This window comes from Rhizobium sp. X9, assembly GCF_018873185.1.
In the GTDB taxonomy this organism is placed as follows: Bacteria; Pseudomonadota; Alphaproteobacteria; order Rhizobiales; family Rhizobiaceae; genus Agrobacterium; species Agrobacterium oryzihabitans.
Genome location: NZ_CP071311.1, coordinates 2,924,048 through 2,936,457, shown reverse-complemented (window position 1 = coordinate 2,936,457; position 12,410 = coordinate 2,924,048). Strand labels below are relative to the sequence as shown.

Sequence of the window (12,410 nt, the reverse complement as noted above, 5' to 3'; positions counted from 1 at the left end):
GATGACAGACGTTTCCCCCATTCTTTCCACGGCCGACGACAACCTCACCTCCAGCCTCGAGCGGCTGTTCGAACTTGTTCGCATCCCCTCTATTTCCACGGACCCCGCCTACAAGGCGGAGTGCCGCAAGGCGGCGGAATGGCTGGTCAGGACACTTTCCTCACTGGGCTTTGAAGCCTCCGTTCGCGACACGGCCGGCCATCCGATGGTGGTGGCGCATCACGATGCAGCCACGAAAGACGCACCGCATGTGCTTTTTTATGGCCACTACGATGTGCAGCCGGTCGATCCGCTCAACCTTTGGGAAAACGATCCGTTTGAGCCTGCGGTAAAAGATATCGGCGCAGGCAGGCAGGTGATCACCGGGCGTGGAACGGCTGATGACAAGGGCCAGCTAATGACCTTCGTGGAAGCCTGCCGGGCCTACAAGGCGGTCAATGGCGGCCTGCCGGTGCGCGTTACCATTCTTTTCGAAGGCGAAGAAGAATCCGGGTCGCCGTCGCTGAAGCCGTTCCTCGAAGCCAATGCCGATGAGCTGAAGGCCGATTATGCGCTGGTATGTGACACGGGCATGTGGGACCGCGATACGCCCGCCATCGCCGCTGCCCTTCGTGGCCTGGTCGGCGAGGAGATCGTCATCACCGCAGCCGACCGCGATCTGCATTCCGGCCTTTTCGGTGGTGCTGCCGCAAATCCCATCCACATCCTGACCGATATTCTCGCCGGTCTGCATGACGAGACCGGCCGCGTGACACTTGCCGGCTTTTACGACGGCGTCGAGGAAACGCCCGCCAATATCAAGGCTTCCTGGGAAACGCTGGGCCGCAGTGCGGAGGCCTTCCTCGGTGAGGTCGGGCTTTCTGTTCCCTCGGGCGAAAAGGGCCGCTCCGTGCTGGAGCAGACCTGGGCGCGTCCGACGGCGGAGGTAAACGGCATCATCGGCGGCTATACCGGCGACGGCTTCAAGACCGTGATCGCCGCCAAGGCGTCTGCCAAGGTTTCCTTCCGCCTTGTTGGAGAACAGAACCCGGCAGCCATCCGCGAGAGCTTCCGGGCCTATGTCCGCTCGAAAATCCCGGCGGATTGCTCGGTGGAATTTCATGAGCACGGCGCATCGCCGGCCATCCAGCTTTCCTATGATTCACCTGTCCTGACGAAGGCCAAGAATGCGCTTTCGGAAGAGTGGCCCAAGCCCGCCGTTGTGATCGGCATGGGTGGCTCGATCCCGATCGTCGGCGATTTCCAGAAGATGCTGGGCATGGATTCGCTGCTCGTCGGCTTCGGCTTGACCGATGACCGCATTCATTCGCCGAATGAAAAATACGACCTGCAGTCATTCCACAAGGGCATCCGCTCGTGGGTTCGTATTCTCGACGCGCTCGCAACGAAGTAGTCAAAAGAAAGGAGGCGCCGGTTGCCCGACGCCTCTCTTCTTTTCGGTTTTTGATCGCCAAAAACAAAAAGGCCGGGCAAGCCCGACCTTTCCATCCGTTTTTTCGTCAGTGCCAGTACATCCGTGGTCAAAGCGTTGAAACGGTCTGATGTTCCTGAGCGCGTCGATGATATCGACGCTGCTTTCACCATCAGGATCGGCTGCTTCGGTTAATCTTTGGTTAACGCAACAACAGCGGCACTTTTAAACATGCCAGCCTGACGGTTCCTGTCCGGAGCACCGTTGAACCCTATATTGGTATGCGATCCGCGTTTTTCAAGACCGGCCGGTCGATGGACGTCGCGCCAAAAGAAAAAGGCCGGAAAAAATCCGGCCTTTTCATTTGGTATCAATGACCCGTAGGCCAGATCGCTTAATCAGGCAGCGACGAGGTTGCCTGCGGACATCTTGCCCGAGCGGCGATCCTGCATCAGCTCGTAGGAGAGCTTCTGACCGTCGTTGAGGGCGGTCAGACCGGCGCGCTCAACTGCAGAGATGTGCACGAATACGTCCTGCGAACCGTCGTCAGGCTGAATGAAGCCGTAGCCCTTGGTTGCGTTGAACCACTTTACTGTACCAGTCGCCATAACGATTTCCTTCCGTTGGCAATTGTATTTGCACTGCGCGCAGTGCGGTCTTGGGTCGAATTTGAAGGAAAGATCGTCGTGCGCACCTCAAAAAGGTACCGAAGCTCTGGTCGTCAAACAAATATCGATGGGCGAACACCTAGGTTGGCAAGGGCGAAAAGTCAAGTTTCTTTGAAAAAGACGGGCGATCTTTGTGAACCGCCGGGAAACAAAAGCTGCAGGAAACAAGGCCTTAAACAGCAAAAACCCGGCGCGGGAGGAGGTGCGCCGGGTTCTTGAAACTGACTGACAATTGGGAGGAGGAGTATTGTCAGTCCAATCGGGCGACGCTGGGAGGAGGAGTGCGTCGCTTCGATGTTTTGAACATACAGGATACCAGCTTAAAAAACAGACGCTTCATCGCAGCGCAGCATTGCACAAAATGCATAGCTATCTGGTGGCATCTTGAAGCCTCTCCGCTTACCGCCTAATAAATACGCATGACCATAGAATCCGTCAGAGCCTTTTTCACCGAGAATTCGCCCGAAGTGGCCGTGATCGAAACCGAAGCGAGCTCGGCGACGGTTGCACTGGCTGCCGAAGCACACGGTGTCGATCCCGACCAGATCGCCAAGACAATCTGCCTGAAAGCGGGTGACACCATTCTTCTCGTCGTCGCCGCCGGCACGAAACGGCTCGATAACCGCAAATTCCGCGATCATTTCGGGGCCAAGCCGCGCATGCTGGGACCGGAAGAGGTGGTTGTCGTGACCAGCCATCCCATCGGCGGCGTTTGCCCCTTCGGACTGCCCGCGCCGCTTCCCGTATTTTGCGACATATCTCTTAAAAACTATGACGAGGTAGTTCCGGCAGCGGGCGCCACCAATGCGGCGGTGCGGATTTCGCCCGTTATGATGGCGCAACTGACGGGAGCGGAATGGGTCGACGTCTGCCAATGACGCCGATTTGATCCATCCAGGACTTAACCCCGCCTTAAATTGCCGCATTTAAACTCTTCATCCTGGATTAAGGATCGCGCAGGCATAGAAGCCTGAAGCCCACGTGAGGGGCGCGCGCGGTTTCGCGAATAAGGAGCGATTTCGGCTGGATGGCAGGCAAGGGCAAATCACGCGAACGGGTAGAACCTTCCTTCGGGGATTTCCACGAGTCCGGCGATGACCTGCGCCTCGATGCCAGCGAGCGCATCAGCGGAACAGCAAAGCAGCCCGCCAAGAAATCAAAGGCCGCGAGCGGCCGTGCCAAACCACAAAAAAGGGAAAAGCGCAGCCGCAGTTCCGGCCGTGGCCCGACGGGCATGATCCGTTCCTTGGTTTACTGGTGCATCGTGCTTGGTATCTGGGGTGGGATCGGCATTGCCGGTCTGGTCTTTTATTATGGCGCGCGCATGCCGAGCGCCAGCAGCTGGTCGATTCCTGAACGTCCGCCGAATGTGAAGATCGTGTCGGTGAACGGTAGCGTGCTCGCCAATCGCGGCACCACGGGTGGCGAGGCCCTCGCGCTCGAAGACATGTCGCCTTACATTCCGCAAGCGGTGATGGCGATCGAGGACCGCCGGTTTTATTCGCATTTCGGGGTCGATCCCCTTGGTCTGGGGCGCGCTATCGTCACCAATGTGCTGACGGGGCGAACCGTGCAGGGCGGCTCAACGCTGACGCAGCAGCTGGCGAAGAACCTCTTCCTTTCGCCGGACCGGACGCTGGAGCGCAAGGTTCAGGAAGTGCTTTTGTCCTTCTGGCTGGAGCATAAATACACCAAGGATCAGATTCTCGCGATGTATCTCAATCGCGTCTATTTCGGATCCAACGCCTATGGTGTTGAAGCCGCCTCCCGGCGCTACTTCAACAAATCCGCACGCGACGTTAATCTTGGCGAGGCCGCGACACTTGCCGGGCTTCTTAAAGCACCCTCTCGCCTTTCACCGGCGCGCGACCCGCAAGCGGCCGAGCAGCGGGCGCAGGTCGTGCTGCAATCCATGCGCGATGTCGGCTTCATCACCGATGACGAGATCAAAACCGCCATGTCGCAGCCGCCGACCAAGGCCAAACGTTTCTGGTCCGGCGCCGAGCATTATGCCGCCGATATGGTGCTGGAGGAAGTTCGCGGCCTGATTGGCGACGTCAAGCAGGACATCGTCGTCGACACGACCATCGACCCCAATCTCGAACGCGACGCGGAAAAAGCGCTGAGCCATGTTCTGCAGGGCGACGGCAAGAAGCAGGGCGCCTCGCAGGCGGCTCTCGTTTCCATCGATGGTACAGGCGCGATCCGGGCCGTGGTGGGCGGGGCGGATTATGCCGAAAGCCAGTTCAACCGCGCCGCCAAGGCGAAACGGCAACCCGGCTCGGCATTCAAGCCTTTCGTTTACGTCGCCGCGCTCGAATCGGGGCTTACACCTTACACCATTCGCAATGACGGCCCGGTCCGCATCGGAAACTGGACACCGGAAAACTACGAGAAGAAATATCGTGGCGAAGTCACGCTTGCCACGGCGCTCGCCAATTCGCTGAACACCATTGCCGCGCAGCTGGTGATGGAAGTCGGTCCCGATCGTGTGACCCAGGTGGCGCATCGCATGGGAATCGAATCGGAACTGCAGAACAATGCCTCCATCGCGCTCGGCACCTCGGAAGTATCGCTGATGGAGCTGACGGCCTCCTACGCTCCCTTCATGAATGGCGGCTACAAGGCCACGCCGCATATCGTCAAGCGCATCACCGATGCAGACGGCAAGGTGCTCTACGAAAACAAATACGACAATCCGCCGCGCGTGCTGAGCGAAGAGATCGCCGCGACCATGAACGGCATGTTGTCGCGCGTCATCACCGAAGGCACCGGAAAGGCCGCGCGCCTGCAAGGCTGGCAGGCAGCCGGAAAATCCGGCACGACACAGTCTTTCCGCGATGCACTTTTTGTCGGTTACACAAGCAACCTGACCACGGGCGTCTGGTTCGGCAATGACGATGGCACGTCGATGAAAAAGGTCACCGGCGGCGGGTTGCCGGCAAAGGCCTGGAAGGATTTCATGACCGCCGCCCATTCCGGCCTCTCGCCTTCGCCGCTCTTCGGTCTTGGCGGTGGCAATGTACCGCCCCTTGGGGAAATGCAGCAGCCGGCACCTGAAAATGCACCCTCCTCCATCGGCGACATCATTTCCAATGCGCTTGGCGGAGGCTCGACAAATAGCCGCGCCTATCCCGAGGCACCCGTTTCGCCGAACGCCGGTCAGCCGGGTGCGCCCATGCCGCCGACAAACATTCCCTCACGCGACATGGAACCCGGCTACTCAGCAGGAAACGGACCCGTGCCGCCCGCCGATATCGGCGCTCAGGCGCCTGCCACATCCGGGCCGAAGCAGACGACCCTGCTTGATATATTGATGGGGAACTGACCACTTTTCAGGTCACCGGCAGACCGATTTCCCGGGACGGCGAGCGGTATTGACGATCTCACCACCGGCTAGCCATTCACCCTTTCCAAAGGCTTGATGACATCCGATCCGCAGCCACGGGCGGCGGCGACGCTCGGCTCGCAACATATGCGTGCAGACGCATTAACCGTAGATTGCCATTTGCGCAAAGACGGTTACATTTCGGATGACTTTTTACGGTAAATGAATTATTAATCGTTCATATAAATTAATTTTCTTGTTTCAGAATAACTTTTCAGGGCTCTATATTATGCTGGGTACTAAAGGCTCATCGCATGCCGTTTTTTACGGCGCTCCCTATTCCACGGCAGCCACTTTTGAAGCTTCGGAAACGCAACCTTCCGTTTTGGAAAGTAATATCTCGGCGTTCCAGCGCGGCCAGTTCGCACTCAAAAGAACAATCGACATTGCAGGGGCGTCCATCGCCCTTGTTGCACTCGCCCCGGTCCTGCTGACCGTTGCGGTTCTGGTGAAATTCGACAGCAAGGGGCCGGTCCTGTTCTCGCAGGTCCGCTGGGGCATGAACGGCCGGAAAATCCGCGTCTATAAATTTCGCTCGATGAGAACCGAGCTGGGCGACGCCACCGGCGTGGCACAGACGGTGAAGAACGATCCGCGGATAACACGTATCGGCGCCGTTCTCCGCCGTACGAATATCGATGAGCTGCCGCAGCTCATCAACGTGCTGAAAGGCGACATGTCTTTGGTCGGCCCACGCTGCCATGCCATCGGTATGCTGGCGGCTGGCCGTCTTTATGAGGACCTTGTTCCCCACTACCACATGCGGCACCGGGTGCGGCCAGGCATTACCGGTCTTGCCCAGATGCGGGGATTACGCGGCCCGACCGACCGCAGCGACAAGGCGCGCGCCCGGATCGTTTCCGATCTTTATTACGTCGAGAATTTTTCGGTCTGGCTGGATATCAAGATCATGGTCGGGACCGTTATTTCCGAATTGCGCGGCGGCAAGGGTTTCTGACCTTTCAAACGCGGGATGCACGCCAGAATCAAAAAAGCCCGGCATCGCTGCCGGGCTTTTTCATGAAACATGAATTCGTCAGTTCGTCGGCGCGGGAGCGGCAGCCGGATCCGGCAGCGGCGCCGGGTTTGCCGACAGCGTGCGCAGATAGGCGATGAGATCGGCGCGTTCCGTTTCCTTCTTCACACCCGCAAAGCCCATGGCCGTGCCGGGAACGTGCTTCTTGGGAGCTTCGAGGAAGAAGCTGAGATGATCGTAATCCCAATGCACGGAACCACCCTTGGAGAAATCCTTCATCCCTGCGGAGTAGCTGAAACCTTCATGGCTGGCGATCGGCCGGTTGACGATATCGAAGAGATTGGGGCCGACCTTGTTTGCACCACCACTCTCTCCGGTATGACAGCTCGTACACTTCTTGAAGACCGTCTCGCCCTTGGCGGCATCGGCGTTCGCAAGCAATTGTGCGATCGGCGTCGCCGCGGCAGCGGTTTCTCCGCCACCTGCTTCGCCGCCACCCTCTGCCGCAGCAATGGCGTAACCTTCCTTTTCGGGCGCGGGCGCATGGAAAATGCCCTCAGACGCAATTGACACCGACATCAGGACGAAAACCGTGCCCAAAAGCGCCCCAACGCCCATATTTACATAAGAATTCATCTAAACGCGCTCCCTCGCATCCGCTCTATATATAACGGGCATCTTGAAATTGCTCGAAAGCTATGGCTTTTGCACAGCCTGCGCAACTTGAATAATGCTCCCCACACCGTGACGTTTTGACACTTTTCGGGCGGGATTTGAAGGGTGTCGGATGAAGAATCGGGATTTCGAGAAAGCTGTCGTCCTCATACCGGCGCGGATGGCATCCACACGCCTGCCCGGCAAGCCGCTCGCGGACATTGGCGGCAAGCCGATGATCGTGCAGGTTGCGCTGAGGGCACGTGAAGCAGGGGCCGAGCGAATCGTCGTCGCGGTGGATGACGAACAGGTTTTTTCGGCCGTGAAAAATGCCGGTTTCGATGTGATGATGACGCGCGACGATCACCAGTCCGGTTCTGACCGCATTTTCGAGGCTTTGCAGAAGGCCGACCCCTATGGCAAGGCCGAATATGTCATCAATGTCCAGGGCGACCTTCCGACGATTGAGGCGGAAACAATCCGCGCTTCGCTGCGCCCGCTGGAAAATCCTGCCGTCGACATTGCGACGCTGACGGTCGAAATCACCGACGAGGAAGAAAAAACCAATCCGAACGTCGTGAAAGTCGTCGGCAGCCCGCTTTCCGAGACGCGATTGCGCGCGCTTTATTTTACCCGCGCGACCGCGCCTTACGGTGATGGGCCGCTTTATCACCATATCGGGCTTTACACCTATCGCCGCGCAGCACTCGAGACATTCGTGAGCCTTCCGCCATCGCCGCTGGAGAAACGCGAGCGGCTGGAACAGCTACGCGCACTGGAAGCCGGCATGCGCATCGATGCTGAAATCGTCCGCTCCGTGCCGCTTGGCGTCGATACGCCGCACGATCTCGAAAAAGCCCGCACTATTCTTGCAAGCAGATCTCTCTAACGGACAGTCCCATGACCTTGAGCACAAAACGCATTGCCTTTCAGGGCGAATTCGGCGCGAATTCCGACATGGCCTGCCGCGACATGTTCCCGGACATGGAGCCTTTGCCGTGCCCGACCTTCGAGGACGCCTTCAACGCCATTGAAAACGGCGAAGCCGATCTTGGCATGATCCCGATCGAGAACACGCTGGCCGGCCGCGTTGCGGATATTCACCACCTGCTGCCGGAATCGCGCCTTCACATCATCGGTGAATATTTCATGCCGATCCGCTTCCAGCTGATGGTGATGCCGGGTGTGAAAAAAGACGAGATCCGCACCGTCCACAGCCACATCCACGCGCTTGGCCAGTGCCGCAAGATCATCCGCTCCAACGGCTGGAAGCCGGTTATTGCCGGCGATACAGCGGGCGCTGCCAAGCAGGTTTCCGAAAAGGGCGATCGCAGCATGGCAGCCTTGGCGCCGCGTCTTGCCGCCGATCTTTACGGTCTCGATATTCTGGCTGAAAATGTCGAGGATTCGGAAAACAACGTCACCCGCTTCGTGGTGCTTTCCCGTGATGAAAACTGGGCCAAGCGCCAGCCCCGCGGCGATTCTCCCGACGAAATCATCGTCACGACTTTCGTGTTCAACGTCCGCAACATTCCGGCCGCGCTCTACAAGGCCATGGGCGGCTTTGCGACAAACGGCATCAACATGACCAAGCTGGAAAGCTATCAGCTGGGCGGAAAATTCGTGGCGACGCAGTTTTACGCCGATATTGAAGGCCACCCGGATGACGAACCGGTACGGCATGCGCTGGACGAGCTGCGCTTCTTTTCCGAGAAGGTCCGCATTCTCGGCGTCTACAAGGGCCATGCGATGCGCGGCAAGCTCAACCAGAGCTGAGCCTGCCGAACGCGATTATTTCGTCCATTCCACCCAATCGCGCATCAGCCGGTGCGCGATTGCGCCACCGGGAGGCGCGGAAAAGCCCTCACCTGTTGCCGTCTCCAGCATCTTGGCGACTTCCGCCCGTGTGAACCAGCGGCAATCCTCCAGTTCGATCTCATCTCGGGCAATATCGAAGGACAGTGCCTCGGCATAACAGCCGATCATCAGCGTATGCGGCATCGGCCAGGGCTGGGAGGCGTGATAACGCACGCGGCCGACTTCAACACCGGATTCCTCGTGCGTCTCGCGGCGAACGGCCTGCTCTATCGTTTCACCCGGTTCCACGAAACCGGCAAGGCAGGAATACATGCCCGGTGCAAAATGTGCGCCCCGGCCAAGCAGGCAAAGATCGCGCTCGATATCGATCGTCATCATGATGACAACGGGGTCGGTGCGGGGAAAAATCGTGTGATTGCAGGCGGCGCAGATGCGCTTGTAGCCGCCGATGCGCAATTCCATTGTCCCGCCACACCGTCCACAGAAACGGTTGTCGCCGTTCCAATGCGTTAGGCTGACGGCCTGGGCAACCTCGCTCAGCAATTCCTCATCGAGAAGATGATCGCGATAGAGGGTGCGTGCGTCGGCAAGCTTGTAGTGGCTGGCCAGCTGGTCCTCGGCAACAGCAACCGGCACCGCAATTCTGGGCTCGCCGGTTTCGCGATATCCGAGCAGAACGGCATTGTCGAAATCCGGCTGCAACTCCGCCAGCTCATAGGCGGAAAACAGGGGATCGATGACCTGTTCGTCGTGCTTCAGGACAAGCCGGTTTCCGGAAAAAGCGAAAATGTGGGTGCCGTCGACTTTCAGCGCATCGGCAACGCAATCTTCCGTCCGTTTTTCGGCAAAACGGTCCAGGGCGTTCTTGGAAAAGGCTGTCAGCAGGCTTGCTTCGGGATGGGGGGCAGTGGTTTCAAAAATAGTCATGGAGATCATCAGAGCGCGCCGGAGATTTTTTTCATGAGAGTTTCCTTTTCACCCGCAGCATAGGGCACCGCCGTTCCGTGACCCCAGACAGGGCCGGGCCAGCAGGTGTCACCTTCATTGCGAGCAATAATATGGACGTGCAGTTGCCGGACGATGTTGCCGAGCGCGCCGACATTGATCTTGGTCGCCCCGGTCACCTGTTTCAGCGCGGTGGCGACGAGATTGGTCTCGAAGGTCAGCACGGCCTGATCGAGCGGGGTAAGATCGAACAATTCGCTGGCACCGTCTCTCTGTGGCACCAGCACCAGCCAGGGCCAGCGGCTGTCATTCTGCAAACGCAGTTCACATAGTCCCAAACGCGTCACAAGTATGCTGTCGCGCGCCAGCCTGTCGTCCAGCCGGAATGTCTCCAAGGCGTCCTCCATGTTTGTTTTCACCGTGATAGCAGTTTTTTGAATGCTTGGCTTGCATTTGCTGTCGATATTGCCGATATGTGGCCCCGGGAGGTTGGTGGTGGACGAGCCACTCGCCAACCGGGTCAGGTCCGGAAGGAAGCAGCCCTAACGAGCCAGGCACGGGTCGCCGTGCCAGCCTCCCACCCTTTTTTTAAAAGACGTGCTCAGCTTTCGCCGGGCCAGTTCAGCGCCCCTAGAAAAACTGGCAAAACAAACTGGCGAGGCGATGAGCGACACCGTACCCACCACAACAAGCGAATCCCAGGGCGGGACCGGCTACCGGGTACTGGCACGCAAATATCGCCCGAAGGATTTTTCCGATCTGATGGTCGGCCAGGAGCCGATGGTTCGCACGCTGACCAATGCGTTCGAGACCGGGCGCATCGCGCAGGCCTATATGCTGACCGGCGTTCGCGGCGTGGGCAAGACGACCACGGCGCGCATTCTCGCCCGGGCGCTGAATTACAAGACAGACACCATCGACAAGCCGACCATCGACCTGCGCATCCCCGGTGAACATTGCCAGGCGATCATGGAAGGCCGCCACGTCGACGTGATCGAGATGGACGCCGCCTCCCATACCGGTATTGACGACATTCGCGAGATCATCGAGCAGGTTCGTTACCGCCCGGTCTCGGCGCGATACAAGGTCTATATCATCGACGAAGTGCACATGCTTTCAACGCAGGCTTTCAACGGTCTTCTGAAGACGCTGGAAGAGCCGCCGGAGCATGTGAAATTCATCTTCGCAACCACTGAAATCCGCAAGGTTCCGATTACCGTCCTGTCGCGGTGCCAGCGCTTCGACCTGCGCCGCATCAGCGCCGCCGATCTTGTCGGCCTTTTCACCGCCATTGCCGGCAAGGAAGGCTTCGAGGCCGAACCGCAGGCGCTTTCGATGATCGCCCGCGCAGCCGAAGGCTCTGCCCGCGACGGTCTTTCCCTGCTCGATCAGGCCATCGCCCATGGCGGCGGACGCGTGGAAGCCGAAGCCGTGCGCGGCATGCTCGGCCTTGCTGACCGGGCCCGCATCGTTGATCTCTTCCAGCACGTCGTCAAAGGTGATGTTGCGGCGGCACTTTCGGAGTTCAACGGGCAATATGAGGCGGGTGCGAACCCCGTCGTGGTGCTGAACGATCTTGCCGATTTCACCCATCTCGTCACCCGCATGAAATATGTGCCTGACGCGGCGGAAGACCCCTCGCTTTCAGAAATAGAACGCGTGCGCGGTGCGGAATTTGCCGAGACGATTGCGGTGACCGCGCTTTCGCGTATCTGGCAGATGCTGCTGAAAGGCATTCCGGAAACGGAAAATGCCTCGCGTCCCGCAGGTGCGGCCGAAATGGTGTTGATCCGCCTTTCGCACGCCGCCAATCTTCCGGCACCGGAAGATGCGGCTCGACGCCTGCTCGAACTTTCCAACGGCGATGGCGGCTATTCGAATGGCGCGCCTTCGGGCGGCGGCAATGGCGGCGGTGCGCGTGCCTATTCGTCAGGGCAGACGGTAGCCGCAGGAAGACCTGTGGAGCTTCCCGCCCAGAGGCCGGCGAGCTCGCAGCCTTCGACCATGCTGCGCGCCGTGCCTGACAGCCGCCCGCAGGAAATGCAGGTCGCGGCACCGAAAACCGAAGAGCGGCCGGAGCCGAAAGTTCCTGTTAATTCCGTGCAGGATATCGCCGATCTGTGCCAGAAAAATCGCGATCCCGTCATGCGGGCAAAGGTTCGCAACTTCGTGCGGCTGGTGCGACTGGAACCGGGCCGGCTCGACATGCGCCTCGGCGATGGCGCACCCGGATCGCTCCCCGGCGAGCTCGGCGTCAAGCTGAAGGAGTGGACCGGTATCCACTGGATCGTCAGCCTCAGCAAGGAACAGGGTCAGCCGACGCTGGTTGAAGCCGAGGGCAGCGCGCGGGACGCCCGCCTCGTCGATGCGAGGCAGGACCCTGACGTGGCGGCCATTCTTCAGCAGTTTCCCGGTGCAAAAATCACCGACGTGCGCATTCGCGTTACCCAGCAGGACGAGCCCGACGAAATCGCCCCGGCCCCTTCGGTTGCCGAATCGAGCGAAGGCGACATCCTTCCCGGCGACGACATCGAATTTTAATACATAACA

The 12,410-nt window shown here is 59.1% G+C and carries 11 protein-coding genes and 1 other RNA gene; 8 read left to right on the top strand and 4 right to left on the bottom strand.

Annotated features, from left to right (window positions below; all coding sequences use genetic code 11):
• Position 1: 1 nt before the first annotated feature.
• Positions 2-1,393, top strand: a complete 1,392-nt coding sequence (locus JZY08_RS14080; RefSeq protein ID WP_082183401.1) for a dipeptidase — start codon at positions 2-4, stop codon at positions 1,391-1,393.
• Between the two features lie 416 nt (positions 1,394-1,809).
• Here JZY08_RS14080 and JZY08_RS14075 read toward each other — a convergent pair whose 3' ends face one another.
• Positions 1,810-2,019 (bottom strand): cold shock domain-containing protein, encoded by a 210-nt coding sequence (locus tag JZY08_RS14075; RefSeq protein WP_003492998.1) that lies wholly within the window; start codon positions 2,017-2,019, stop codon positions 1,810-1,812.
• 479 nt (positions 2,020-2,498) lie between these two features.
• Here JZY08_RS14075 and JZY08_RS14070 point away from each other — a divergent pair, with 479 nt between their 5' ends.
• The 3 genes from JZY08_RS14070 (at position 2,499) to JZY08_RS14060 (ending at position 6,425) form a co-directional block, all read left to right on the top strand.
• Entirely contained in the window at positions 2,499-2,957 is a 459-nt protein-coding gene (locus JZY08_RS14070) for a YbaK/EbsC family protein (protein ID WP_082183398.1), read from the top strand.
• Positions 2,958-3,106: 149 nt separating this feature from the next.
• A complete protein-coding gene (locus JZY08_RS14065; RefSeq protein WP_216330474.1) occupies positions 3,107-5,407 on the top strand; it encodes a transglycosylase domain-containing protein in 2,301 nt (766 codons plus the stop codon).
• A gap of 289 nt (positions 5,408-5,696) precedes the next feature.
• Entirely contained in the window at positions 5,697-6,425 is a 729-nt protein-coding gene (locus JZY08_RS14060; RefSeq protein ID WP_003492987.1) for a sugar transferase, read from the top strand.
• Between the two features lie 78 nt (positions 6,426-6,503).
• Here JZY08_RS14060 and JZY08_RS14055 read toward each other — a convergent pair whose 3' ends face one another.
• Entirely contained in the window at positions 6,504-7,079 is a 576-nt protein-coding gene (locus tag JZY08_RS14055; RefSeq protein ID WP_035219687.1) for a cytochrome c family protein, read from the bottom strand.
• A gap of 151 nt (positions 7,080-7,230) precedes the next feature.
• Between JZY08_RS14055 and JZY08_RS14050 the strand changes: the two genes are divergently transcribed.
• Both JZY08_RS14050 and JZY08_RS14045 read left to right on the top strand, forming a co-directional pair.
• Positions 7,231-7,986, top strand: a complete 756-nt coding sequence (locus JZY08_RS14050; RefSeq protein WP_216330473.1) for a 3-deoxy-manno-octulosonate cytidylyltransferase — start codon at positions 7,231-7,233, stop codon at positions 7,984-7,986.
• A gap of 11 nt (positions 7,987-7,997) precedes the next feature.
• Positions 7,998-8,873: a prephenate dehydratase gene (locus tag JZY08_RS14045; protein ID WP_216330472.1), complete on the top strand. Its 876-nt coding sequence runs from the start codon at positions 7,998-8,000 to the stop codon at positions 8,871-8,873.
• Positions 8,874-8,888: 15 nt separating this feature from the next.
• On the opposite strand, the gene nudC is transcribed toward JZY08_RS14045, so the two are convergent.
• Both nudC and JZY08_RS14035 read right to left on the bottom strand, forming a co-directional pair.
• Positions 8,889-9,851: an NAD(+) diphosphatase gene (gene nudC, locus JZY08_RS14040; protein ID WP_003492979.1), complete on the bottom strand. Its 963-nt coding sequence runs from the start codon at positions 9,849-9,851 to the stop codon at positions 8,889-8,891.
• On the bottom strand, positions 9,851-10,267 hold the full coding sequence (locus tag JZY08_RS14035; RefSeq protein ID WP_035241346.1) for an HIT domain-containing protein: 417 nt from the start codon (positions 10,265-10,267) through the stop codon (positions 9,851-9,853). Before JZY08_RS14035 ends, nudC begins: the two co-directional genes overlap by 1 nt.
• 77 nt (positions 10,268-10,344) lie before the next feature.
• Between JZY08_RS14035 and ffs the strand changes: the two genes are divergently transcribed.
• Together ffs and JZY08_RS14025 are read left to right on the top strand one after the other, a co-directional pair.
• Positions 10,345-10,441: signal recognition particle sRNA small type (gene ffs, locus JZY08_RS14030), an RNA gene on the top strand.
• Positions 10,442-10,523: 82 nt separating this feature from the next.
• Complete coding sequence (locus JZY08_RS14025) at positions 10,524-12,401, top strand: DNA polymerase III subunit gamma/tau (RefSeq protein ID WP_003492974.1); 1,878 nt, start codon at positions 10,524-10,526, stop codon at positions 12,399-12,401.
• Positions 12,402-12,410 lie beyond the last annotated feature (9 nt).

What these genes read in the sequence shown, in the direction of transcription:
- JZY08_RS14080 (WP_082183401.1), top strand. Translation starts at nt 2, where the DNA reads ATGACAGACGTTTCCCCCATTCTTTCCACGGCCGACGACAACCTCACC.
- JZY08_RS14075 (WP_003492998.1), bottom strand. Translation starts at nt 2,019, where the DNA reads ATGGCGACTGGTACAGTAAAGTGGTTCAACGCAACCAAGGGCTACGGC.
- JZY08_RS14070 (WP_082183398.1), top strand. Translation starts at nt 2,499, where the DNA reads ATGACCATAGAATCCGTCAGAGCCTTTTTCACCGAGAATTCGCCCGAA.
- JZY08_RS14065 (WP_216330474.1), top strand. Translation starts at nt 3,107, where the DNA reads ATGGCAGGCAAGGGCAAATCACGCGAACGGGTAGAACCTTCCTTCGGG.
- JZY08_RS14060 (WP_003492987.1), top strand. Translation starts at nt 5,697, where the DNA reads ATGCTGGGTACTAAAGGCTCATCGCATGCCGTTTTTTACGGCGCTCCC.
- JZY08_RS14055 (WP_035219687.1), bottom strand. Translation starts at nt 7,079, where the DNA reads ATGAATTCTTATGTAAATATGGGCGTTGGGGCGCTTTTGGGCACGGTT.
- JZY08_RS14050 (WP_216330473.1), top strand. Translation starts at nt 7,231, where the DNA reads ATGAAGAATCGGGATTTCGAGAAAGCTGTCGTCCTCATACCGGCGCGG.
- JZY08_RS14045 (WP_216330472.1), top strand. Translation starts at nt 7,998, where the DNA reads ATGACCTTGAGCACAAAACGCATTGCCTTTCAGGGCGAATTCGGCGCG.
- nudC (WP_003492979.1), bottom strand. Translation starts at nt 9,851, where the DNA reads ATGATCTCCATGACTATTTTTGAAACCACTGCCCCCCATCCCGAAGCA.
- JZY08_RS14035 (WP_035241346.1), bottom strand. Translation starts at nt 10,267, where the DNA reads ATGGAGGACGCCTTGGAGACATTCCGGCTGGACGACAGGCTGGCGCGC.
- JZY08_RS14025 (WP_003492974.1), top strand. Translation starts at nt 10,524, where the DNA reads ATGAGCGACACCGTACCCACCACAACAAGCGAATCCCAGGGCGGGACC.